This window comes from Caballeronia sp. SL2Y3 (genome assembly GCF_022879575.1).
In the GTDB taxonomy this organism is placed as follows: Bacteria; Pseudomonadota; Gammaproteobacteria; order Burkholderiales; family Burkholderiaceae; genus Caballeronia.
The window spans coordinates 283,174-306,407 of the sequence record NZ_CP084261.1; the positions used below are offsets into that span (position 1 = coordinate 283,174).

The window sequence follows — 23,234 nt, forward strand, 5'->3', positions numbered from 1 at the left end:
GCGTCCTGCACGCAGCCGGTGGTCTATGAGTTTCCGAACTTCAAGACGCCGACGCTGCTCCTGATCGGCGACAAAGACACGACGGCCATCGGCAAGGATCTCGCGCCGCCCGACATTCGCGCGACGCTCGGGCGTTATCCCGAATTGGCGAAACAGGCGAAGGAGCGGATTCCGAACGCGACGCTCGTCGAGTTTCCGGACGCCGGTCACGCGCCGCAGATGCAGGAGCCGGCGGTGTTTCATAAGGCGTTGTTGGACGGCCTCGCGGCGCGTCATCCGAAAGCCGAATGATGCTTCACCGCGATTCGCCCGCGCACGACGCCCGCTCGACCGAAGGCAGTTGAACCAGCAGCGTGACGCCTCGCGCGACCATGAAAACGGTGAGCGCGAGCCATAGCCCGTGATTGCCGAGCGCGCCCGTGAAGACCCACGCCGCGAGCAGAAAGATGACGGCCGATGCGGCCATCGCGCGCATCAGTTCGCGCGTGCCGGTCGCGCCGATGAACACGCCGTCGAGCTGGAAGCCGGCGACGGACACGAGCGGCAGAATCGCCGCCCACGGCAGGAAGCGCAGCGCCGCCGCGCGCACGGCCGCCTGATCGGTCAGCCGCGCGATGATCCATTCGCCGCCCAGCCAATAGACGACGGCAAAGCCCGCCGCGCCGATGGCGGACCACAGCATCGTCACCTTGACGGCCTGACGGAACGCGTGCCGGTCGCGCGCACCGGCGGCCGCGCCGACCAGCGCTTCGGCGGCGTGCGCGAAGCCGTCGAGCCCGAATGCCATGAAGGTCTGGAAATTCAGCAGAAGGGCATTCGCGGCGAGAATCGTGTCGCCCTGACGCGCGCCCACGTGCGCGAACCAGCCGAACGCGCCGAGCAGGCACAGCGTGCGCACGAAGATGTCGCGGTTGAGGGCGACGAGGCGCCTGATCGCGCGTGCATCGATCAAACTGCGGAGCGCGAGCGGCGGCAAGCCAGGCTCGCGCAGACGCCAGAGGATCGCGAGACCGAACGCGAAGCCGCAAAAGTCCGCGAAGGCGGTTGCCGCGCCAATGCCCTCAATGCCCCAGCCGAAGCGATACACGAAGAGCAGCACCGCGACGATGTTCGCCGCGTTGATCAACACCTGCGTCGCGAGCGCGAGCCTCACGCGCTGGCAGCCCAGCAGATAGCCGAGCACCGCGTAGTTGCCGAGCGCGAACGGCGCGGCCCAGATGCGCGCGTGGCAATACGCGCTCGCCGTCTGCTGCACGGCCGCGCTGCCGCCGAGCGCGGCGAGCGCATAGCGGATGATCGGCGCTTGCAGCGCGAGCACGGCCACGCCGATCGCGAGCGCCAGCATCAGCGCGCGCAGCACGTGTGCGCGCAGCGCGGCGGCATCGCGCGCGCCGAACGCCTGCGCCACCAATCCCGTCGTGCCCATGCGCAGAAAGCCGAAGCCCCAGAACACGAAGCTGAAGACGAGGCCGCCGAGCGCCACGCCGCCCAGATACTGCGGGCCGTCGAGATGGCCGGCGACGGCGGTATCGACCGCGCCGAGAATCGGCTGCGTCAGATTCGCGAGGACGATGGGAAAGGCGAGCGTCAGGACGCGGCGATGCCAGTGTGTGGGCAGGACGGCGCGTTGCGAGGAATCGTCGGGAGCGGTCAAGTGGGCTTCGAAGGGCGTCGGTGGGAAACGCGACATTGTCGTCAGCGCGCGGCGACGGCGCAACGTCCGAGCCCAGCCGATAATGCGAATCCAGTCAGCGCCTTCGCCCTTCGATGAGAACTTTCCTGCTGTATGTCGTGACCGCGATAGCCGAAATCGCGGGCTGCTATTTCCCGTATCGATGGCTCAAAGGCGGCGGCTCGCCGTGGCTGATCGTGCCGGGCGCGCTGTCGCTCGCGCTTTTCGCGTGGCTCTTGACCTTGCACGATGCCGCCGCCGGACGCGTCTACGCGGCGTATGGCGGCGTCTATATCGGCGTGGCAATTGCGTGGCTGTGGGCGGTCGAGCGCATCCGGCCGAGCGCGTGGGACGTGGCAGGCGCGGCGATCGCGCTCGTCGGTATGTGCGTGATCGCCTTCCAGCCGCGTTGACGCGTCACGTCGGCATCACGCTTCGAGCGCGAGCAGCGCGAAGGTCGCGAGCCAGTGCTCGCCCATGTAGTCGCCCGCGACGTGTTCGATGCCGGACGCGAGATGCTCGGCGGCGCTCGCCGTAAGCACGGCGACGCGCGCATCGCCGGGCGGCAGCGCCCGCGCGATCGTGCGCTGGCACCACGCGCGGCTCAGGTTCAGGCCGTCGAGGTGCGCGAGCTTGCCGTCGCTGCGGTCCGTGACCGTTGCGGGCACGAAGAGCGTCGCAGGTTCCCGGTCGGCGAGGCGCGGCAGGAAGGCATCGAGCCAGCCGGCGAAGCGCGCTTCGGGCAGAACGTGGCGCATGAGCACCGCTTCCATCAGCGCAGGCGACAGAAACTCGTCGCCCGCAGGCTCCCACGCCTGACATCCCGCGTCGTTCTCGAACCAGCGCCTGGCGGTCTCGACGAGCAGCCGTTCGAACGACGCATTGCCGACGGCGCGCGCGTAGCCGAGCGAAAGCGTCAGCGCGAACGCCATGTTGAAATGCGTGCCCACGCGCAGCGGATACGTCGACTTAGGCAGGAACTCCGTGAAGCGATCGACGAACGCATCCGCGAGCGGTTGCAGCGTGCGCGCCCAGCGCGCGCCGTCGTCCGATTGCATCGCGTGCAACTGGCCCGCGAGCGCCAGCAGCCACGCCCAGCCGTACGGCCGCTCGAAACCACGCGAGGCGGGCCGTTGCAGATAAGCGACTTCGGCGGCGACATTCGCCTCGGTGAAATGCTCGTCGATGACCGCGCGAATGCGCCCGGCTTCGGCCAGGCCGGGAAAGCGGTCGAAGAGGCGCGCAATCAGCCAGTAGCCGTGCACGCACGAATGCCAGTCGAAGCTGCCGTAGAAGATCGGATGCAGCGCGCGCGGGCTTTGCGCGTCGGCATTGCTCGCCAGCACGTGATCGAGCTTGTTGGGGTACTCGCGCGTCAAATGGCCGAGCGCCACTTGCGCGAACTTCGACGCGAGCGCGGCGTCGAGCGTGACCGGTTTCTGCTTGTCCATGCAAACCTCGCGTTTCCGTTATCCGATTCGGCCTGAAACCGAGACTTTATCGATAAATGCTCGATAAAGTCTCTCATTGGGGAAATCACCTAGCCGTGTGCGACAAGAACGCCGCTCGTCCGCCGCCCGCCGTGCCTACACTCGTTGCAAGCTGCCGGAAAGCGCTTCGCGCCGATCACGCGACACGCGGTTTGGCGCGCCGGCGTGCCGACGCGTCGTTTAAACTTGCGCCCGAACGCCGAGAGAGCGTTCCGTCCCGGCTCGTGCGCCGGGCTTGCCATACGAACGAGACAAAAGAGTTCACCACAAACATGACCGATCTTCCCCAATACACCGCAGAGGACACCCGGCGACGCGTTTTCGCCATCGTCGGCGCATCGTCGGGCAATCTCGTCGAGTGGTTCGACTTCTATATCTATTCCTTTCTCGCGCTGTACTTCTCGGCCGCGTTCTTCCCCGGAAGCAATCCGACCGTCCAACTGCTCAACACGGCGGGCGTGTTCGCGGCGGGCTTCCTGATGCGTCCGATCGGCGGCTGGCTGTTCGGCCGGATCGCCGACAAGCACGGCCGCCGCAACGCGATGATGATCTCCGTGCTGATGATGTGCGGCGGCTCCCTCGTCATCACCTTTCTGCCGACTTACGCGAGCATCGGCGCGTGGGCGCCGCTCCTGCTCTTGATCGCGCGGCTGTTTCAGGGGTTGTCGGTGGGCGGCGAATACGGCACGAGCGCCACGTATATGAGCGAAGTGGCGCTGCGCGGCCGGCGCGGGTTCTTCGCGTCATTCCAGTACGTGACGCTGATCGGCGGGCAGCTCGCCGCGCTGCTGGTGCTCGTCATCCTCCAGTTTTTTCTGTCGACGGAAGAACTCAAGGCGTGGGGTTGGCGCATTCCCTTTTTCGTCGGCGCCTGCGCGGCGCTCGTGTCGCTGTATCTGCGCCGCTCGCTGAATGAAACCACGACCGCCGAAATCCGCGAGCGCAAGGAAGCCGGCACGCTCGCCGGGCTGATGCAGCACAAGCGCGCGTTCATGACCGTGGTCGGCTTCACGGCGGGCGGCTCTCTCATCTTCTACACGTTCACCACGTACATGCAGAAGTATCTGGTCAACACGGCGGGCATGCACGCGAAGACCGCGAGCAACGTGATGACGGTCGCGCTCCTCGTCTATATGCTGTTGCAACCGGTGTTCGGCGCGCTGTCGGACCGCATCGGCCGCCGCCAGTCGATGCTGTGGTTCGGCGCGCTCGCCACGCTGTGCACCGTGCCGCTGCTGCACGCGCTACGCGACGTGACGAGTCCGGTCATGGCATTCGTGCTCGTCGTCGCGGCGCTCGCCATCGTGAGCTTTTATACGTCGATCAGCGGTCTCATCAAGGCCGAGATGTTTCCGCCGGAAGTGCGTGCGCTGGGCGTAGGGCTTTCGTATGCGGTGGCGAACGCGGTGTTCGGCGGATCGGCGGAGTATGTCGCGCTCAAGTTCAAGACGGAGGGCATGGAGTCCGGCTTCTACTGGTATGTGACGGTGATGTGCGCCATCTCGCTCCTGGTCTCGTGGCGGATGATGGACCCGAGCAAGGAAGGGTATCTGCGCAACGAACCGTAAGCTTTCTGCCGCGTCCGGACCGGCGCGGCATTCTCAATCCGGCGCGCCCGGCGCGGACATCCAAGTCCGCCCGGCTTGCCGATGACGGTAGTATGGTGTTTTATGCGGTATGTATCGGTAGACGACGCGCCGGGCCCGGCGCGCGGTGGCAATCGGAAACAGGATAAGCATGCGCGCGGCCGGATCGCGCGCTACAGCGAGGCGCGGCGTGTTGCGGCGCGGCCTGCAGGGAGCCTGTCCATGGAAGATTTCGACGAAACGTTGTTTGTCGTCTGGCGATCGAACCTGAACGTTCTGGTCGGTTCGCCTGGCGGCGCGGCGCGTCTGGCGCGCATGATGAACTTCTCGCCGTCGTTCATGAAGCTCATCGTCGCGGGTCAACGGGACTTCAACGAGGAGTTCGTGCGCGGCATCGAACTGGTGTCCGGCCTGCCGCCTCACTGGATGGACGAGCGCCGCAATGCCGCCGACGTGCCCGCCGAAGTCAAGCGCGCGCTCGACGAGGAAAGACCGTTCGCCGTCTTTCGCGGCACCGCGCACCCCGCGCCGAAGCGCTCGGTGCTGCGCGGCCCCGAGCCGCTTCTCTCGCAGACGGAAGCCACGCGGCGCGTCGCCGATCTCGCGCAGCAGCAGGCCGAGGTCAACCGGCGCGATCTGCTTTTCAGGAAGAATCGCGAACTGCTGTCACAGGATTTGCGCCGGCTGGAGCGCCAGCTCGGATTGCTGCAAGTGGAGCCGATGCTGCCGCGAGCCGACGAACTCATCGCCTCCGATCGCATGAGCGAAGCCGCGAAGGCTGATCTCTCCGGGCGGCTCGAACAGATCGACAAGCACGTGAAGCTGTTGCATCAGCACGTCGAGAAACTCGTCGCGCTGCTTTCGACGCCGGACGAGCCCGGTCCGAACGACAGCTGAATTACTTCTTCGCTTTCTTATCCTCGCCCGGCGATTCCGGCTCAGGATGCACCGCGATCGGATCGCTGGCCGGGAACGTCTCTTCGAGGGCTTCGTCGAGCAAGTCCTCCTCGTTCGCCGGGTTCTGCTCTTTCGTCGCTTCGGTCTGGCGTGGCTGGGTCATGGCGCGCTCCGCGATGTGAATCGGACGTCTCAATATAGCAGTCGCGCCGTCAGCGCGCCCACCGGTAGTCCGCTGGGCGCACGCCTGTCCATTTGCGAAACGCGCGCCGGAACGCGCTCGGTTCCGAGAAGCCGAGCGCGGCGGCGATCTCCGGAATGGTCTCGTTAGTGTCCGCGAGACGCGAGATCGCGAGGTCGCGGCGCAACGCATCCTTGATCGACTGAAGCGTCAGCCCTTCCTGTTTCAGACGCCGCCGCAGCGTGGCTTCGGCCATATTCAGCGACAGCGCCATGCAATCGGCATCCGGCCAGTCGGCGGGCGCAGTCTCGCGCAGGCGCTTGCGGATGCGCGCCGCGAGCGACTCGGGATTGCGATACTTCACGATGAAGTTCGCGGGCGCGTCGCGCAGAAACGTTTTCAGTGTCGATGCCGTCTGCACCACGGCAAGCGCCGCGCACTCCGGCGCGAGATCGACATAGCTTTGCGGCTGATCGAAGCGCATGGCGTCGCAGAACATCAGGCGGTATTCGTCGCTGTCGTGCGGCTCCGCACAGCGAAGGTTCGCGGCGAGCACCGGAATGCGCCGCCCGACGAGCCAGCACAGCAAGCCATACACGAGGATAAAGCCGGTCGCGTAGGCGAACATCGTCTTCGGCGCGTGCGCGTCGCGCAGCACGATCCGCACGCGCTTCTCGTCGATGTGCGGCTCGAACGTCAACTCGTCGAGCACGAGCCGCATGAAAGCCGCGATACGTCCCAGCGCCTGCGCGCCGTCGCGTGCGCCGAGCGCCGCCTGCGACATCAGCACGAAGCTGCCGCGCCGCATCGGGTGCGGGTCCTGGCCGAAGAATTCGTCGTCGAGCGCGTCGGCTATCGCGTGCCACAGCCGGCCGTACTGCGCGGGCGAAACGCGGGCGCGCGGCGAATCCAGCATCGCCGGCGCGATGCCCGCTGCATCGAGCAACGTCGCGCGCGCCATGCCGCGCGCTTCGGCGCACCGCAGCGCCGCGTCGACGAGACTGACGGCGATCGAATCGCGCTCGAATTCTCTTCTGCGGATTGGGGTTGTCACTAGGTGGCGAAAGCGTTCAGTTAGCGTGATCGTTCTGGTCATCGGCCGGGCGCGGACGATTGCCTAGACTTGCGGAGCGCCCGCCGCTGACCGGCGAGCCAGTGTATCCGAACGACTGACGAGGCCATTTGCGAGTTCAACCATGATCGACAGTTTTCTCACCGAAGAGCAGCGCATGATCCGCGATGCGGCGCGCCAGTTCTCGGCTGAAGTGCTCGCGCCGAACGCGGGCCAATGGGACAAAGACGGCGCGATTCCCGACGCCGTCGTGCGGCAGTTGGGCGAACTCGGCCTGCTCGGCATGATCGTGCCGGCGGAACTCGGCGGCACCTACAGCGACTACACCGCCTACGCGCTCGCGATGGAGGAAATCGCCGCCGGCTGCGCGTCGTGCGCGACGATGATGAGCGTGCACAACTCCGTCGGCTGCGGGCCGATTCTCGCGTACGGCACCGACGCGCAAAAGGCCGAATGGCTGCCGAAGCTCGCGAGCGGCGAAGTGATCGGCGCGTTCTGCCTGACCGAGCCGCAAGCCGGCTCCGAGGCGAACAACCTGCGCGTGCGCGCGGTCGAGCGCGACGGACAGTGGATCATCTCGGGCAGCAAGCAGTTCGTGACGAACGGTCGGCGCGCGGGCGTGGCCATCGTGTTTGCCGTGACGGACCCGGAGGCGGGCAAGCGCGGCATTTCGGCGTTCATCGTGCCGAAGAACACGCCGGGTTTCAATGTCGGACCGCCCGAGCACAAGCTCGGCATCCGCGCATCGGATACGTGTCCGATCACCTTGGACGACTGCGCCATTCCCGCCGCGAACCTGCTCGGCGCGCGCGGCGAGGGGCTCAAGATCGCGCTGTCGAATTTGGAAGGCGGGCGCATCGGGATTGCGGCGCAGGCGCTCGGAATCGCGCGCGCGGCCTTCGATGCAGCGCGCGCCTACTCGCGCGATCGCGTGCAGTTCGGCAAGCCGATCCGCGAGCATCAGTCGGTCGCGAACATGCTCGCCGACATGCAGACGCAGATCAACGCCGCGCGGCTTCTGGTGCTGCACGCGGCGCGCATGCGCACGGAGGGCGTGCCGTGTCTGTCGGAGGCGTCGCAGGCGAAGCTGTTCGCATCCGAGATGGCCGAGCGCGTGTGCTCGGACGCGATCCAGATTCACGGCGGCTACGGCTATCTTCAGGACTACCCGGTGGAGCGGAATTATCGCGATGCGCGCATCACGCAGATTTACGAAGGCACGAGCGAAGTCCAGCGCATGGTGATTGCGCGCAATGTCTAGCGGCATAGAAAAGGAGACAGGAGACGCCATGAATCGAGCCCGGCCGTTCATCGAAGCGAGAGATTTTCTGCTGCGTCACCGCACCGACTACGACACCGCGTACCGCGAGTTCAAATGGCCCGTGCTCGACCGCTTCAACTGGGCGCTCGATTATTTCGATCCGATGGCGCGCGGCAACCACGCGCCCGCGCTTTGCATCGTGGATGAAAGCGGCGATGAAACGCGCCTCAGCTTCGCGGAGATGAGCGAGCGGTCGGCGCGCGTCGCGAATCACTTGCGCGCGCTCGGCGTGAAGCGCGGCGAGCGCATTCTGTTGATGCTGCCGAATCGCGTCGAGTTGTGGGAAACGATGCTCGCCGCGATGAAGCTCGGCGCAGTCGTGCTGCCCGCGACGACGCAGCTCGCGAGCGGCGACCTGCGCGATCGCATCGCGCTCGGGCGTGTGGACCACGTCATCGTGGATGCAAACGAGACGCACAAGTTCGACGGCATCGACTTGCGCGGACTGCGGATGTCCGTCGGCGGGGCGCGCGACGGCTGGCTCGGCTACGATGCGGGCTACGATGCATCGCCCGAATTTCACGCGGACGGCGAAACGAAGGCAAGCGATCCGTATCTCTTGTACTTCACGTCCGGCACCACGTCGAAGCCGAAGCTCGTCGCGCATACGCACGAAAGCTATCCGGTCGGCCACCTTTCGACGATGTACTGGATCGGCCTCCAACCCGGCGACGTGCACTGGAACATCAGTTCGCCCGGCTGGGCGAAGCACGCGTGGAGCTGCTTCTTCGCGCCGTGGAATGCGCAGGCGTGCGTCTTCATCTACAACTTCAGCCGCTTCGACGCCGCGCGCACGCTGAACGTGCTCGTGACGCACGACGTCACCACGCTCTGCGCGCCGCCGACCGTGTGGCGCATGCTCGTGCAGGAACCGCTGGCGTCGTACAAGGTGAAACTGCGCGAGATCGTCGGGGCGGGCGAGCCGTTGAATCCCGAGGTCGTCGAGCGCGTGCAGGCAGCGTGGGGCGTGCCGATCCGCGATGGCTACGGGCAGACGGAAACCACCGCGCAGATCGCCAACTCGCCGGGCCAGCGGCTCGTGCCCGGGTCGATGGGACGTCCACTGCCGGGGTATCGCGTGGTGCTGCTCGATCCGGAAGGCAATCGCGCCGACGAGGGCGAGATTGCGCTCTCGCTCGATCCGCCGCCGCTCGGTTTGATGACCGGTTACGCCGACAACCCCGCCGCCACCGAGAACGCGATGCGCGGCGGCTTCTATCGCACATCCGATGTTGCGGCATGCGGCGCTGACGGCTATTTCACGTATGTCGGCCGCGCCGACGACGTGTTTAAGTCTTCCGATTACCGTCTGAGCCCGTTCGAACTGGAGAGCGTGCTGATCGAACACGAAGCGATTGCCGAAGCCGCGGTCGTGCCGAGCCCGGATCCGCTGCGGCTTTCGGTGCCGAAAGCGTTCGTCACGCTGCGGCACGGCTTCACGATGGGCCCCGACCTCGCGCGCAGCGTGTTCGCGTTCTCGCGCGAGCGGCTGGCGCCGTACAGGCGCATCCGGCGGATCGAATTCGCCGAACTGCCGAAGACGATTTCGGGCAAGATCCGGCGCGTCGATTTGCGCCGACAGGAAGCGGCCCGCGCGCAGGACGGCGCGCGCGGCCAGTTCGAATTCTGGGAGGACGATTTCCCCGAACTGCGGCAGTCGGGCGTGGCCGATGCCGCGAAATGATCGGGCGGGGCGTTGCATCGACGGTCGGAGGAATTGGCAAGCAAATGTAACGCGGGGCAGCGCGCCGCGAACCGTCGGGAGGGCCGCTGGTCGAAACGGCTCATTCACGTCGGAACATTTGAAGGAGGAACCCGATCATGTCGAATCGGTCGCTACGGATCGCGCTGGTTGCAACGGCTCTCGCAGGCGCGCTCGCGACGCCGGCCGCGTCTTACGCACAAATCAATCTCCAGCAGTTCGGCTTCGGCAACAAGTCGGAGTCGTCGGGCTCAACTGGCGACAGCGCGGCGCAGCCGTCCGCCCTCGGCTCGCTCGTGCAGAACTATCTCGGCGCGAACCAGCAGGTGTTGAGCGGGCAGTCGAGTCTCGCGTCGGCGATGGGCATGTCGAGCGTCGCGAGCCAGGCGCAGTCGGCGGCGGGCATGTTGTCGAGCGCGACGAGCGGCGGCGCGCCGAGCACCAGCATGTTGTCGCAGCTCGGCGGCACGCAGCAGAGCGTCTCGCAATCGCTGATGCAGGCGTTCGCGAACAAGGCGGCAACGCCGCCGACCGCCGCGAGCAAGCAGACGTTCACGGACGGACTGGCGTCGCTCGGCCAGGGCGTGAAGCAGTACGCGGGGCTTCAGTCGGACCTGGGCGCGGTGAAGGACACGATGAATGTGTCGTCGCTACTGCAGGCGGGATCGAACCCGGCAACGGCGCAGGCGGCCACTTACATTGCGCAGTCGGCGCCGGGGCAACTGCAATCGCTCGTGCAAACGTTGACGCAGGCGGTGCAGTACGCCAAGACGAACGGCATCTCGGTGCCGTCGATTGCCAGCTCCGCGCTCGGCATGGGCAAGTAAGAGGCGGTATCGCGAACGAAAAAAGGCGAGGCACCGGGCCTCGCCTTTTCATTTCGTGGGTTCGTCTTTTCGATGACTACATCGAAGCACGCCGCAGCGACAGCCGCGTCAGAATCGGCAGCGTATGCGCGCGACGCTGCTGCGACACCAGTGGCGGCAAAAAAGAAATCTCGGCGCTTTCCGCCAGATGCATGCGCGGCTCCGGGTCGAGCACTTCCAGCGCAGGCGGCTCGACGAGTTCTTCGACTTCTTCTGCCACCACGACTTGCGCCGGTTCCTCGGCTTTGAGCCCGAGCGAACGACGCACATCCACGCCACGGGCACGGACGGCAAAGCCCGCGCTGCGAATCAGACTCTCGCGCGTTCTCCAGAACGCGGCGGCGGACGGGGGCATGGCGTGCATCGACACATATTCGATCACGATCTCATAACCCCGGACTTTAGGATAATTCAGTAGTAATTTTCCCGACCGGATATATCGGGTGTAGCGGTCGATTTTCTTCGTCAGTAAATCCTGGTGCAGTTCTTCGTCTTGCCAGTCGAGTTCGTCGAAAAGGCCAACATATACCTGCTTGAACAGAATATTGATTCCGATGTAATCGATGGCGTCCACGTCGCGCAGAGACATGGTCATTCCCCTACGCCCTTCAGCGGGCAAGTATCAAAGACCCGCATTGTAACGGATGTGTGCCGTCGATTTCGCGTGAAACGCCGCGTGCTGTAAGGCGCAACAGCGTTTTTAGTCACACTCCTAGGACACATTTGGAATAAATCCGACATTTCCGCGCGATTCTGTAAAAACTCATTTTGAGATAAATCATGGGCGCGGCCGCGACGCATCCGCCAATCCCTTTTCCGGGGCGGCGCGGGCGATGTCCTCGTTGGCGATTTCGTCGACTTGAGGCATGGACGGCTGCTCGTTAATCCACGCATTCAAAATGGTGGAAGTGACCGCAAGAATAACGGGCCCGATGAATAATCCGACTATTCCGAATGCGAACATCCCGCCGAGCACGCCGGAGAGAATCAGCAGCATCGACAGATTCACGCCGCGCTGAATCAGCAGCGGACGCAGAAAGTTGTCGAGCATCGCGATCATGAGCGACCACACCAGCAACAAAGCCGCCGCGACGTGCGAGCCGTGCCAGAAAAGCCAGGCGACGCCGCCTAGCAGCGGCAGGAGCGGGCCGATCTGCGCGAGACACAGCATGAGCATGACCGCCGTGATGACGCCGGCGGCCGGCACCCCGGCGATCCACAGACCGATTCCGCCGAGCGCCGACTGCGTGACCGCCGTGACGACGATGCCGAGCGCGACCGCGCGCACGGCGAGCCCGGCGAGCTTGACGGCCTCCGCGCCGCGCTGCGCCGCGACGCGCGTCGCGAAGCGCACCACGAAGCTGCCCGCCGCCTCGCCGCGCGTGTACAGAATCCCGGCGATGATGATGGTGATCACCATGTGCATCACGAACACGCCGACGACCGCCGCGTGCGAAAGCATCCAGCGCGCCGCGATGGTCACGTAAGGTTCGAGCTTCGCGAGCATGCCGCCGGGGCCGGCGTCGGAAAGCGATTGCCATTCGGCCGACACGCGCTGCCCAACGAGCGGAACGTCGTGGACCCAGGCGGGCGGCGGCGGCAGCGCATACGTCGGCAGGCTCTTGATCGCGGACATGATCTCGCCGCCATGCAGCGCGAGCGTGCTGATCGCCTGATAGAGCGGCAGCACGATCACGATCAGCAGCCCGAGCAGCATGACCGTGGTCGCGATCCAGCGGCGATTGCCGCAGCGGCGCTGCACCGCGAGCATCAGCGGCCACGTGGCGACCACGATGGTCGTCGCCCAGATGAGACCCGGCAGAAACGGGCGCAGAATGAAGAGGCTGCCGGCCGCGAGCGCCGACAGAATGGCAATCACGAGCAGAATGCGGGCGATGTCGACCGGCTGTCGCGGATTCAGGTTCGGCTGCCCGTTGGGAGAGATTTGCATGATGCGAGCGTATCGGGATGATTCGATGAGCGCGGCGAGCGGCGCATCCGCTAAGGAATAAGCCAAAGCGGTGGCGCAAGCAAGCGCCTTGCAGCGGAAGACCGCGATCATACGGTATCCGATGCATGGCACGCAGCCGCCCGACCGCTCAATCGTAGCGGTACACGCCGCGTTTGGTCTTGCGGCCGAGATGCCCCGCGGCGACGAGTTCACGCAGCAACGGGCACGCGCGGTACTTGGAATCGCCGAAGTCTTTCAGGAACACGTCCATCACGGAAAGGCACACGTCGAGGCCGATCAGATCCGCGAGCGCGAGCGGGCCGATCGGGTGATTCGCGCCGAGCTTCATGCCCGTGTCGATCTCCTCGGCCGTTGCCACGCCTTCGTACAGCACGAAAAACGCCTCGTTGATCATCGGCACGAGCACGCGATTGACGACGAAGCCGGGCGAATTGCGCACGCCGATCGGCGACTTGTCGAGCTTCTCGGTGAGTTCGCGCACGGCGGCCACTGTTTCATCGCTCGTCTGCACGCCGCGGATCACTTCCACCAGTTGCAACAGCGGCACCGGATTGAAGAAGTGCATGCCGATGAAGCGCTCCGGATGCGCGAGCGTGGCGGCGAGCGCGGTAATCGAAATGGACGACGTGTTGGATGCGATGATCGCATCCGCGCGCGCCGCCGCCTCGATTTGCCCGAGAATGCGATGCTTGAGCTCGACGTTCTCGGTTGCCGCCTCGATTACGATGTCCGCTGCCGAAAGCCGCGCATAGTCCGTGGACGTCTCGATGCGCGCGATGGCCGCGTCGCGCGTGGCGGCGTCGAGCTTGTCCTTCGCGACGAGGCGTTCGAGACTCGCAGTCAGCGTGGCGACGCCCTTGGCGAGCGCGGCGTCGGTGACGTCGATCATCACGACGCCGAAGCCCGCGACGGCCGCGACCTGCGCGATGCCGTTGCCCATCGTTCCTGCCCCGACGATACCGACGGTCTGAATGTTCATCCTGCGTTCCTCCTGTTCGTGATGCGTTGAGATGTTTCGTGCCCGCGCCCACGCTGATTCTAAACAGCAGCGTCCGGGCACGCCCTGGCCTTGCGATATTTCCTAATCTTTGACCTACACTCAGTTCATCAAACGACGGCCGCAAAGCAGTTGATAGAATGCGCGGCCCTTGATTCGCCCGTCAGCGTGGTCGTCCGTCGCGTCCCTTCGACTTTTTCCGCGCTCCGGTCATTGTCCTGAATCAACTTTCGAAGCCGCGCCGGTCTTGCGCAACGGCGCTGCGTCGTGCTTGCCTCGCCGGGCGTCCGGCAGCGTCTTCTCGGAGTCTTGAAAGTGGTGTCAATGAGAATCGGCATTTCGATGGCGAGTTACGAAGGGCAAAGCATCTGGTCCAACGGAATGGGCCAGAACATCGTCTTTCTCGCGGAACTGTTTCAGCGTCTGCCGTTCGTTTCGTCCGTCGTCCTGATCGATGTCGGCGCGCTCGCGGCCATGCCGCAAGACGTCGACGTGGCCGGCAAGAAGCTGCGCGTGATCGGCACTCGCGAGGCCACCGATGCCGTGGATGTCGTCATCGAACTGGGCGGCGCGCTCGATGTGGGCTGGCTCGACCTGATGCGCGCACGCGGGCGCAAGGTCGTGTTCTATGTGGTGGGCCAGCCGTATCTCGGACTCGTCGAACCTGCCGTGTTCGAGAAGCCGAGCCACATGTCGCGCCCCGATCGCTGCGACGAAGTCTGGCTGCTGTCCAAGGACGCGCCGTCCGCGCCGATCATGCGCACGCTGCATCGCTGCGACGTGTTCGAGGTGCCGTATATCTGGCATCCGCAGTTCTTGCAGGCGCGCATCGCGCATGTCGCGCAACACGGCTACCACTACGGTTACCGGACGCGGGCGGAAGCGGGCGCGCAGGGGCTGCGCGTCGGCATCCTCGAACCGAACATTTCGGTGCAGAAAGCCTCGGCTATTCCCATGCTGATCTGCGACGAGGCGTATCGCGCGGAGAGCGGCAGTGTCGCGTCCATGATCGCGCTCAACACCGTCCACATGAAGGAACACCCGACGCTTCTGCACATGGCGAATTCGCTCGACCTCGTGCGGGATCATCGCGCGCTTTTCGAGGGGCGGCACGATGTCGTGAGCTTCATGGCGATGCACGGCGACGCAATCGTGTCGCATCAATGGGCCAACGACCAGAATTATCTTTACCTCGACGCGCTGTACGGCGGCTATCCGCTGATCCACAACTCGCCGTGGCTTGCAGACGCGGGCTACTACTATCCCGACTTCGACGTTCAGGAGGGCGCGCGCCAGTTGCTGCGCGCGCTGCGCGAGCACGACGCCGCGCTCGACGATTATCGGGCACGCGCCGCTCGGGTGATCGACGCGGTGAATCCGTTCAATGCGGCTAATCTCGACGCTTACGCGCATCGTCTGATGCACCTTTGGAACCGACCGAACCGGAGCGCCGCACGATGAGCTCCATCAACACCGCCAGCAAGAAAACGCCGCGCCGCCTGCGCGTGGGCGTGTCCGTGTATGTCCGCGCAGGCGGACAGTCGATGTTCGAGAGCGGCATCGCGCAGAACGCGCTGTTCCTCATTCAACTGCTGGCACGCTCGCCGCGCGTGGACGCGGTGTACATCGTCGCGAGCGGCGACGGCACGCGCGAGGACGCGAAACGCTTCATGGCGGATGCACCCGCGCCGATCATCGAGCCGGAATCGGCGCTCGGCCGTCTGGATGTGATGATCGAGCTGCATGCGCAGCTTCAGCGCGACTGGGTGCTCCGGTTCCGTGAGCGCGGCGGAAAGATCGTCTCGATGCGCGTCGGCAATGACTACGTGCTCGATATCGAGCGCATGATCTTTTCGTTGCCGCCAGCGGGACTCGTGCCGCAAGTGCCATACGATGCCGTGTGGACGCTGCCCGAGTACGAGAAGTCGTGCAAGCCGTACTTTCAGGCGCTCGGCCGCGCGCCGGTCATCATCGTGCCGCACATCTGGAGCCCGATGCTCCTCGAACAGGATGCGCGCAATCTGCCCGATGGCCTCGCGTTCGGTTATCAGCCGGGCAAGCGGCGCTGGCGCATCGGCATCTTCGAACCTAACGTCTCGATGGTGAAGACGAGCCACGTGCCGCTGCTCAGTTGCGAGTGCGCGCATCGGGCCGACCCGAACGTGATCGACGCCGTGCGCGTCTACGGAACTGCCAAGCTGAAAGAGCAGCCGACGTTCGTCGAATTCGCGCGCAGTCTCGACGTGGTCAGGCATAACCTCGCGTCGTTCGAAGCGCGCTTTCCGTTTGCGCAGATCGTGCCGCGCGAAGTCGATGCAGTTGTCAGTCATCACTGGGAGAACGCGCAGAATTATCTGTATTACGAGGCGCTTCACGGCGGCTATCCGCTGATTCACAACTCGCATCTCATCGGGGCGTGCGGCTATCGCTATCACGGTTTCGACTGCGAAGACGGCGGCCGCGCACTGCGCACGGCGTTCCAGCAACACGACGCGAATCTCGACGCTTACCGCGCGACCGCGCAGGCGTTTCTGCGAACGCTAGACCCGCTGCACGATGCCAACGTGCGCGCCTATTCGGACGCGCTCGACGCGCTCTTCGCGAAGCCTTGAGGCAACCGCCCGCCCGCTAGCCGAACGCCGTCAGATCTTTCGGCGTCAGGTCATGCGCGCGGCAGTAGCCCGCGTATCGTTCCCAGCCGCTGCGCCAGTTCTCCGTGGCGAGCGTGCGCCCGTTCTCGTCGACGAACACGAGTTCGCCGTGAATGATGTTCAGCGTGATGATGTCCGGCGCGCCCGGCTGCGGCGCGACGGCTTCCGGCGTGTGACTCGACCCGGCAGTCTCATACACGATGCTGCCGGTCTGGGCGATCCAGTCGTGCTCGCGATACTTCCAGCGCCCCTGCACCGTATAGACGATGACCGTGCCGGTATGCCGGTGACGCGGCATCTCGCCCTTGGCCGGCGCTTTCAATAGCGCGATGGTCTCGCCGCGAATCGCGTCCAGCTTGAAGTACTTCACCATCACATGCTCGCTGTAGGGCGTGAAGGGCACCCACGGCACGTCGGCGTCGTTGAGGCAGGCGGTCTGAATCTGTTCGAAAAACATGTCGGCTCCTTCGCTCGTGGCGGACACATTGTAGGCACCGCACGGCGCGCCGAACATGGGCCATTCGGACGACCCCTTCGTCCATGCCGAATCGCGCGGTATCTGCTATCGTCCACGCCATGCCGAACATCATCACTATTTCCAATCTCTCCAAGACCTACGCGTCGGGATTTTCCGCGCTCAAGGGCGTGAACCTGGAGATCCGGCGCGGCGAAATCTTTGCGCTGCTCGGTCCGAACGGGGCGGGCAAGACGACGCTCATCTCCACCGTCTGCGGCATCGTGAGAGCGAGCCAGGGGCAGGTCACGGTCGCGGGTCACGATATCGTCACCGACTACCGCGCCGCCCGCGCGATGATCGGGCTCGTGCCGCAAGAACTCACGACCGACGCGTTCGAGACCGTGTGGGCCACTGTCTCGTTCAGCCGAGGACTGTTCGGGCGCGCGCCGAATCCCGCGCACATCGAGAGTGTCTTGAAGTCACTGTCGCTGTGGAGCAAGAAGGACAACAAGATCATGACGCTCTCGGGCGGCATGAAACGGCGCGTGCTGATTGCCAAGGCGCTCTCGCACGAGCCCGACATTCTCTTTCTCGACGAGCCGACCGCCGGCGTCGATGTCGAACTGCGCCGCGATATGTGGAATCTCGTGCGGGCGCTGAAGGAGAAGGGCGTCACCATCATTCTGACGACGCATTACATCGAAGAAGCGGAGGAGATGGCCGACCGCATCGGGGTCATCAATCGCGGCGAGATCGTGCTCGTCGAAGAGAAAGCCGAACTGATGCGCAAGCTCGGGCAGAAGAATCTCACGCTGCAACTGGAGCAACCGCTTGCCGCGGTTCCCGCTCCGCTCGCGCCCTACGGTCTCACGCTGTCGGCGAGCGGCACGGAACTCACTTATACGTATGACGCGCACGACGAGCCGGGGCGCATCATCGCGCTCTTGCGCCATGTCGACGAAGCCGGCGTGCGCTTCAAGGATCTGCAAACGACGCAAAGCTCACTGGAAGACATTTTCGTGAGCCTCGTCAGGGACGCCAAATGAATCTACACGCAGTTCGAGCAATCTACCGCTTCGAGATGGCGCGCGCCGGGCGCACGCTGATGCAAAGCATCGTGTCGCCGGTCATCTCCACATCGCTTTACTTCGTCGTGTTCGGCGCGGCCATCGGCACGCGCATTCCGGAAGTGGACGGCATCAGCTATGGCGCGTTCATCGTGCCGGGGCTCGTCATGTTGTCGCTGCTCACGCAGAGCATCGCGAATGCGTCGTTCGGCATCTACTTTCCGCGCTTTACCGGCACCATCTACGAACTGCTGTCCGCGCCGGTGTCGTATCTGGAACTGGTCATCAGTTATGTCGGCGCGGCGGCCACGAAGTCGATCATTCTCGGCCTCATCATTCTTGCCACGGCTCGGCTATTCGTGCCGTTGCGCATCGACCATCCGGTGTGGATGATTCTGTTCTTGTTGCTGACGTCGGTCACGTTCAGCCTGCTCGGTTTCATCATCGGAATATGGGCCGACGGCTTCGAGAAACTCCAGATCATTCCGCTCTTGATCGTGACGCCGCTCACGTTTCTCGGCGGCAGCTTTTATTCGATCAATATCCTTCCGCCGTTCTGGAAGACGGTCGCGCTGTTCAATCCCGTCGTCTATCTCATCAGCGGATTCCGCTGGAGCTTTTATGGCCTCGCGGACGTGCAAGTCGGCACAAGCCTTGCGATGACGCTCGTGTTCCTGGCAATCTTCATTGCCATCGTCGCGTGGATCTTCAAGACCGGGTATCGACTGAAGGCATAGCAAAGCGCGGCGCCACGCGACGGGAAAGAAGGAGGGCGTTCATCCGATGAAAATCATCAGACGCACGAAACGAAATTTTCTCGGCGCGATGGCCGCGACGCTGGCCGGCGGCATTGCGCCGTGGCGGCAGGGGATGGCCGGCACGCGGGCGAGCGCCATTCCTGAGTTCGAGGTCGAACACAGTCGCACGCACTGGCGCCGGCGCTTGTCCGCGCAGCAGTATCGCGTGTTGCGGCGTGGGGCGACGGAGCCGCCGTTTTCGAGTTCGCTTCTCGAAGAAAGCCGCAGGGGAACGTTCGCGTGCGCGGGATGCGGGTTGCCGCTCTTTTCGTCGGAGACGAAGTTCGAAAGCGGAACCGGCTGGCCGAGTTTCTGGGTGCCGCTGGACGGCGCGGTATCGACGCATGCGAGCAGTGCGTCAGTACCGTTGCCGAACGAAGTGCATTGCCGGCGTTGCGGCGGCCACCTGGGCCATGTGTTCGACGACGGCCCGAATCCGACGGGCCTGCGCTATTGCATCAACGGCGCGGCGCTCGTCTTTCAAGCGACGTGACATGCGATCGGGGGCATCGCGAGGCGGGTCCTGTTGCGGCTATACCTTCGCCAGCCTGGGCAAAAAAGTTCGCACTCCCTGACAATCGACAACGGCCGCCGCGCGCCGGTCGGCAGATTAAGAAATATCTAGTGGCCGATGATCCGGCACTTGTTTAAGTTGTCGCTACTTCGTTGGCAGAGATCCCGCTCGCCGACGAAGGGCGTCCGTTCATTCCCGTGTCCGGACGTCGCGCTTTCCCTGAGCGCCGGACGCGCGTCATCGACGCGCGTCCACTTCCTCCGCTCCTCACGCAGTCGCGGCCACCAGCCGCACGCGCGTAATCTCGGACGGCGCGCCGAGCCGTTTCGGCGGGCCCCAGTATCCCGTCCCGCGACTCGTATAGACCCAGAGCCCGTTGAACTTCACGAGTCCCGCGACGAACGGTTGCTGCAGGCGCACGAAGAAGTTCCACGGCAGGAACTGGCCGCCGTGCGTGTGTCCCGAAAGTTGCAACGTGAAGCCCGCTTCCGCCGCCGCCGGCGCGCTGCGCGGCTGGTGCGCCAGCAAGACGCGCACGGGCGCATCGGCCGGTGCGCCGTTGATTGCCTTCGCCGGATCGCTGTGGTGCGCCGGGTCGAAGCTGCCCGCGCTGTAATCGGTGACGCCTGCGATCACGGCCTGCGCGCCATCATGGTCCACCACCACATGCTGATTCAGCAACACCGTCAGTCCAAGCCGACGGAACTCCGCGATCCACTTGTCCGCGCCCGAGTAATACTCGTGGTTGCCCGTCACGAGAAATGCGCCGTGCCGCGCGCTCAAGCCGGCGAGCGGGCGCGTGTGATCGGAAAGATGCGGCACCGCGCCGTCGACGACATCGCCCGTCACCGCGATTACATCCGGCGCGAGGCCGTTCACCGCCGCGACGATGCGCTCCACGTAAGGCCGCTTGATCGTCGGGCCGACGTGGATGTCGCTGATCTGCACGATGGTGAAGCCGTCGAGCGCGGCGGGCAGATCGGCGATCGGCACGTCGACGGTCACGACCGGCGCGCGCTTGCGCGCGTTGTAGAAGCCGATCGCGGACAGCAGAATGGCCAGAATCGGCACGGCGAGCGCGCTATCGGCGACGAGCGCAGGCGAACCGATCGGCGCGCCGCGCAGCCAGTCGGCGAGATGCACGCACAAGAGCAGGACATCGCGTGCGAAGGTCAACAATAGCAGCGACGAGAAGAAGCCCATCGCGGTGAGGCCGCACCACGCGAGACGGTCGGAGAGCGGCTGCGCCTCGATGTTGCGCGCCATCATCCCGAGTGGAATCAGAATCAGCGACGCGACGAGCCACGCTGCTGCGAGCACCTTGAGCGGCATGCCGACGGGCGCGGCCGGAATGAGCCGCCAGCCCACATAGAGGTGAAACAGAACACCGACACCGATGAACCGGATGAAGAATGCGGAACGTCGCATAGCGCCCCTGTCGGGCGAGGTCGGCGCTCGTTGCGCTGCGCTCGGCCCCATGAAAGAAGGTTCGTGTGGATTCACAAGACGCGACGCAGACGGTCGCCATCAGGCAGCCGATTCTACCGGTTCGCCGGGAATCCCGCCGTGGGCGGTGGAAGTCGGTGCAGATGAGTGTCGGATCTACGATGTTGCACATTCGATTGGGCGATCCTTTGGCGCCGTCGCAACGCATAGCGCGATTCGATTTCAAGCGCCCGAGCAACGTGATATTGAATGGCAGGCACTGACCTCTCGGCAAGGAGCCTACGCACATGAAGACGAAACGGCGCGCGTTTGCATTTCTCGCGACGATGGCCTCGGCCACGTGCGCAATCATCGTTGCATCGCCCGGCGCGGTGTTCGCGCAAGCCGACGACGCGTTGAGCAAAGAGGCGCAAGAAGTCATAGCCTCTGCGCAGCCGGTTCACGTTCAGGCGACGATCACCGGCATCGATCCCGCGAGCCGCATGGTGACAGTTCACGGTCCGCGTGGCGATGCTTCGTTCATTGTCAGCAACGAGGTAACCAATTTCGACCAGCTCCATGTCGGCGACAAGGTGGACGTGCTCTATAAGAACGCGCTTCTCGTGACTGCCGAGAAAGTGAACGGACGGGGGAAGGGCGTGCGCACGCGTGTCGACACGCAATCGATCGCGCCCGCGTCCGGGCCGGGCGGCGCGAGCGGTTTCGATTCGTCGCGGCGGGTGGAGATTCTCGCGACCGTCGAGCATATCGATAACAAACGGCGCACCATCACGCTGCGCGGCCCGTGGCGCACGGAAACGCTCGACATCTCACCGGCGCTCGAAGAGCAGAAGCTGAGAAAGGGCGATACGGTTCACGCCGTGTTCGTATCGGCGGCGGCGGTCAAGGTGACGCCTGCCAGCGCGACTAGCGCCGGGCAGTAGACGCAGCGGCTCTGACGAGGCGGTCGTCAACGCTCCCGAAGCGCCCGGCTTCATCCGAAACGCCTCGGCATGGATGCCGCTCGTGCCCTGTTCCAGGTTGCTCGCCACGCTGCAAACGCTCCACGGCCCGCGATTCGGTGCCGTGCAGCCGGCGTGGCTGGGCCTCATATCCGCATCGCGAGGTTTGCCGTTTCGGTTCAGGACGTTTCGCCACCTTGGGAGAAAGCCGGTTCGCGCCGCGCACGCGGGGAGCCACCGTGCAAAAAACGCACAGCGCTCAACGCGGAACTGGCAAGCATCGGCCGACTGGAGGAAGATGTGCGCCTTTCCGCTTTCGCGGTTGCGCAGCTTCGCAGGTTTGCCGCGCGCCGCATGACTCATCTTGGCAAGGGCTTCCCTCATGACGACCGTTTCGTCCGACCACCGCTACACCGAAATCGCCGATCTCGCCGACGACGCGCTCTCACTGCGCGAGATTCGCCACGACATCCACCGTCATCCGGAGTTGTCGTACGAAGAGACGCGCACCGCCGCGCTCGTCGCGGCGAAGCTGGAGGAATGGGGCTGGCAGGTGACGCGCGGCGTCGGCGGCACGGGCGTCGTCGGCACGCTGAAGGCGGGCGATGGGACCAAGAGCATCGGCCTGCGCGCGGACATGGACGCGCTGCCGATCCTCGAGCAGTCCGGCAAACCGTACGCGAGCGAAACGCCCGGGAAGATGCACGCGTGCGGTCACGACGGCCACACGACCATGCTGCTCGGCGCGGCGCGTCATCTCGCGCGCACGCGGCGCTTCAACGGCACGGTGCACCTGTATTTTCAGCCGGCGGAAGAGCATGGCGTGCCGAGCGGCGCACAGAAGATGATCGAAGAGGGCCTCTTCGACCGCTTTCATTGCGATGCTGTGTTCGGCGTGCACAACCATCCGGGCGCGCAGCCGGGCACGTTCCTCTTCCGCAAGGGGCCGTTCATGGCGGCGGGCGATCAGGTGTCGATCGTGATCGAAGGCGTCGGCGGGCATGCGGCGCGGCCGCATCTGTCGGTCGATCCGGTGGTCGTCGCGGCGAGCATCGTGATGGCGCTCCAGACGATCGTCGCGCGCAACGTCGACCCGGCGCAGCCCGCCGTCGTGACGGTCGGCTCCATGCACGCGGGGACGGTCAATAACGTCATTCCGAACCGCGCGACGCTCGAACTGTCGGTGCGCTCGTTCAGCCCGGAGGTGCGCGCGCTGCTCAAGCGCCGCATTCAGGAACTGGTGGAGTCGCAGGCGGCGAGTTACGGCGCGAAGGCGACGGTGAAGTATCTCGAAGGCTATCCTGTCGTCGTCAATTCGGATGCGCAGACCGAGTTCGCGACGCAAGTGGCGCGCGAACTGGTCGGCGAGGAAAACGTCGTCGCCCACGCGGATCTGCTGATGGGCAGCGAGGACTTTGCATTCATGTTGCAGGAGCGGCCGGGCACGTTCCTGCGCATCGGCAACGGTGCGGGCGAGGACGGCTGCATGGTCCACAACCCGCATTACGACTTCAACGACAAGAACCTGCCGGTCGGCGCAGCGTACTGGGCGCGGCTCGTAGAGCGGTTTTTGGAAGACTGAGCCGCGCCGCCGGCTGCGTTGGC

The 23,234-nt window shown here is 64.9% G+C and carries 22 protein-coding genes and 1 pseudogene; 14 read left to right on the top strand and 9 right to left on the bottom strand.

Annotation, left to right across the window (positions count from 1 at the left end):
- Positions 1-9 precede the first annotated feature (9 nt).
- Positions 10-291, top strand: a pseudogene (locus LDZ26_RS14615) (alpha/beta fold hydrolase); the annotation flags it as partial.
- Positions 292-295: 4 nt separating this feature from the next.
- Here the strand turns inward: LDZ26_RS14615 and LDZ26_RS14620 are convergent.
- Positions 296-1,690, bottom strand: coding sequence for an MATE family efflux transporter (locus LDZ26_RS14620; protein ID WP_370650718.1), 1,395 nt, complete (start codon positions 1,688-1,690; stop codon positions 296-298).
- A 77-nt stretch (positions 1,691-1,767) separates the two neighbouring features.
- Between LDZ26_RS14620 and LDZ26_RS14625 the strand changes: the two genes are divergently transcribed.
- Complete coding sequence (locus tag LDZ26_RS14625) at positions 1,768-2,085, top strand: YnfA family protein (RefSeq protein WP_244849878.1); 318 nt, start codon at positions 1,768-1,770, stop codon at positions 2,083-2,085.
- Between the two features lie 15 nt (positions 2,086-2,100).
- Here the strand turns inward: LDZ26_RS14625 and LDZ26_RS14630 are convergent, their stop codons facing one another.
- The gene (locus tag LDZ26_RS14630; protein ID WP_244849879.1) at positions 2,101-3,123 is read right to left on the bottom strand and encodes a DUF2891 domain-containing protein; all 1,023 of its coding nucleotides are present in this window, start codon (positions 3,121-3,123) and stop codon (positions 2,101-2,103) included.
- Positions 3,124-3,434: 311 nt separating this feature from the next.
- Between LDZ26_RS14630 and LDZ26_RS14635 the strand changes: the two genes are divergently transcribed.
- Complete coding sequence (locus LDZ26_RS14635) at positions 3,435-4,730, top strand: MFS family transporter (RefSeq protein ID WP_244849880.1); 1,296 nt, start codon at positions 3,435-3,437, stop codon at positions 4,728-4,730.
- Between the two features lie 240 nt (positions 4,731-4,970).
- Positions 4,971-5,645 carry a hypothetical protein gene (locus LDZ26_RS14640; RefSeq protein WP_244849881.1) on the top strand — a complete coding sequence of 225 codons (675 nt, stop codon included), beginning with the start codon at positions 4,971-4,973 and terminating at the stop codon, positions 5,643-5,645.
- Between the two features lies 1 nt (position 5,646).
- On the opposite strand, the gene LDZ26_RS14645 is transcribed toward LDZ26_RS14640, so the two are convergent.
- Positions 5,647-5,808, bottom strand: a complete 162-nt coding sequence (locus tag LDZ26_RS14645) for a hypothetical protein (RefSeq protein ID WP_244849882.1) — start codon at positions 5,806-5,808, stop codon at positions 5,647-5,649.
- A 49-nt stretch (positions 5,809-5,857) separates the two neighbouring features.
- Positions 5,858-6,922: an AraC family transcriptional regulator gene (locus LDZ26_RS14650; protein ID WP_370650719.1), complete on the bottom strand. Its 1,065-nt coding sequence runs from the start codon at positions 6,920-6,922 to the stop codon at positions 5,858-5,860.
- Between the two features lie 103 nt (positions 6,923-7,025).
- Between LDZ26_RS14650 and LDZ26_RS14655 the strand changes: the two genes are divergently transcribed.
- The 3 genes from LDZ26_RS14655 (at position 7,026) to LDZ26_RS14665 (ending at position 10,748) form a co-directional block, all read left to right on the top strand.
- On the top strand, positions 7,026-8,159 hold the full coding sequence (locus LDZ26_RS14655; RefSeq protein WP_305038321.1) for an acyl-CoA dehydrogenase family protein: 1,134 nt from the start codon (positions 7,026-7,028) through the stop codon (positions 8,157-8,159).
- Positions 8,160-8,187: 28 nt separating this feature from the next.
- Positions 8,188-9,903, top strand: coding sequence for an AMP-binding protein (locus tag LDZ26_RS14660; RefSeq protein WP_244849885.1), 1,716 nt, complete (start codon positions 8,188-8,190; stop codon positions 9,901-9,903).
- Between the two features lie 137 nt (positions 9,904-10,040).
- Entirely contained in the window at positions 10,041-10,748 is a 708-nt protein-coding gene (locus LDZ26_RS14665) for a hypothetical protein (RefSeq protein ID WP_244849886.1), read from the top strand.
- A 76-nt stretch (positions 10,749-10,824) separates the two neighbouring features.
- On the opposite strand, the gene LDZ26_RS14670 is transcribed toward LDZ26_RS14665, so the two are convergent.
- The 3 genes from LDZ26_RS14670 to LDZ26_RS14680 all read right to left on the bottom strand — a co-directional run bounded on the left by LDZ26_RS14670 (position 10,825) and on the right by LDZ26_RS14680 (position 13,738).
- A complete protein-coding gene (locus LDZ26_RS14670) occupies positions 10,825-11,382 on the bottom strand; it encodes a DUF6572 domain-containing protein (RefSeq protein WP_244849887.1) in 558 nt (185 codons plus the stop codon).
- Positions 11,383-11,565: 183 nt separating this feature from the next.
- A complete protein-coding gene (ydiK, locus tag LDZ26_RS14675) occupies positions 11,566-12,738 on the bottom strand; it encodes an AI-2E family transporter YdiK (protein WP_244849888.1) in 1,173 nt (390 codons plus the stop codon).
- 148 nt (positions 12,739-12,886) lie between these two features.
- Positions 12,887-13,738, bottom strand: a complete 852-nt coding sequence (locus LDZ26_RS14680; protein WP_244849889.1) for a 3-hydroxybutyryl-CoA dehydrogenase — start codon at positions 13,736-13,738, stop codon at positions 12,887-12,889.
- Between the two features lie 342 nt (positions 13,739-14,080).
- On the opposite strand from LDZ26_RS14680, the gene LDZ26_RS14685 reads away from it, so the two are divergent.
- Both LDZ26_RS14685 and LDZ26_RS14690 read left to right on the top strand, forming a co-directional pair.
- Positions 14,081-15,217, top strand: coding sequence for a DUF2827 domain-containing protein (locus tag LDZ26_RS14685; protein ID WP_244849890.1), 1,137 nt, complete (start codon positions 14,081-14,083; stop codon positions 15,215-15,217).
- Entirely contained in the window at positions 15,214-16,368 is a 1,155-nt protein-coding gene (locus LDZ26_RS14690; protein WP_244849891.1) for a DUF2827 domain-containing protein, read from the top strand. The genes LDZ26_RS14685 and LDZ26_RS14690 overlap by 4 nt, the downstream gene beginning before the upstream one ends.
- A 16-nt stretch (positions 16,369-16,384) precedes the next feature.
- Here LDZ26_RS14690 and LDZ26_RS14695 read toward each other — a convergent pair whose 3' ends face one another.
- A complete protein-coding gene (locus tag LDZ26_RS14695) occupies positions 16,385-16,864 on the bottom strand; it encodes a 2,4'-dihydroxyacetophenone dioxygenase family protein (protein ID WP_244849892.1) in 480 nt (159 codons plus the stop codon).
- 83 nt (positions 16,865-16,947) lie between these two features.
- Here LDZ26_RS14695 and LDZ26_RS14700 point away from each other — a divergent pair, with 83 nt between their 5' ends.
- The 3 genes from LDZ26_RS14700 to msrB are packed head-to-tail and all read left to right on the top strand — an operon-like array spanning position 16,948 to position 19,221.
- Positions 16,948-17,910 carry an ABC transporter ATP-binding protein gene (locus LDZ26_RS14700; protein ID WP_370650721.1) on the top strand — a complete coding sequence of 321 codons (963 nt, stop codon included), beginning with the start codon at positions 16,948-16,950 and terminating at the stop codon, positions 17,908-17,910.
- Entirely contained in the window at positions 17,907-18,668 is a 762-nt protein-coding gene (locus LDZ26_RS14705) for an ABC transporter permease (RefSeq protein ID WP_244849894.1), read from the top strand. The genes LDZ26_RS14700 and LDZ26_RS14705 overlap by 4 nt, the downstream gene beginning before the upstream one ends.
- A 46-nt stretch (positions 18,669-18,714) precedes the next feature.
- Positions 18,715-19,221, top strand: a complete 507-nt coding sequence (gene msrB / locus LDZ26_RS14710) for a peptide-methionine (R)-S-oxide reductase MsrB (protein WP_244849895.1) — start codon at positions 18,715-18,717, stop codon at positions 19,219-19,221.
- 288 nt (positions 19,222-19,509) lie between these two features.
- Here the strand turns inward: msrB and LDZ26_RS14715 are convergent, their stop codons facing one another.
- Positions 19,510-20,670 carry a metallophosphoesterase gene (locus LDZ26_RS14715; protein ID WP_244849896.1) on the bottom strand — a complete coding sequence of 387 codons (1,161 nt, stop codon included), beginning with the start codon at positions 20,668-20,670 and terminating at the stop codon, positions 19,510-19,512.
- A gap of 305 nt (positions 20,671-20,975) precedes the next feature.
- Here LDZ26_RS14715 and LDZ26_RS14720 point away from each other — a divergent pair, with 305 nt between their 5' ends.
- A complete protein-coding gene (locus LDZ26_RS14720; protein WP_244849897.1) occupies positions 20,976-21,611 on the top strand; it encodes a hypothetical protein in 636 nt (211 codons plus the stop codon).
- Between the two features lie 400 nt (positions 21,612-22,011).
- A complete protein-coding gene (locus LDZ26_RS14725) occupies positions 22,012-23,211 on the top strand; it encodes a M20 aminoacylase family protein (RefSeq protein ID WP_244849898.1) in 1,200 nt (399 codons plus the stop codon).
- Positions 23,212-23,234: the final 23 nt, after the last annotated feature.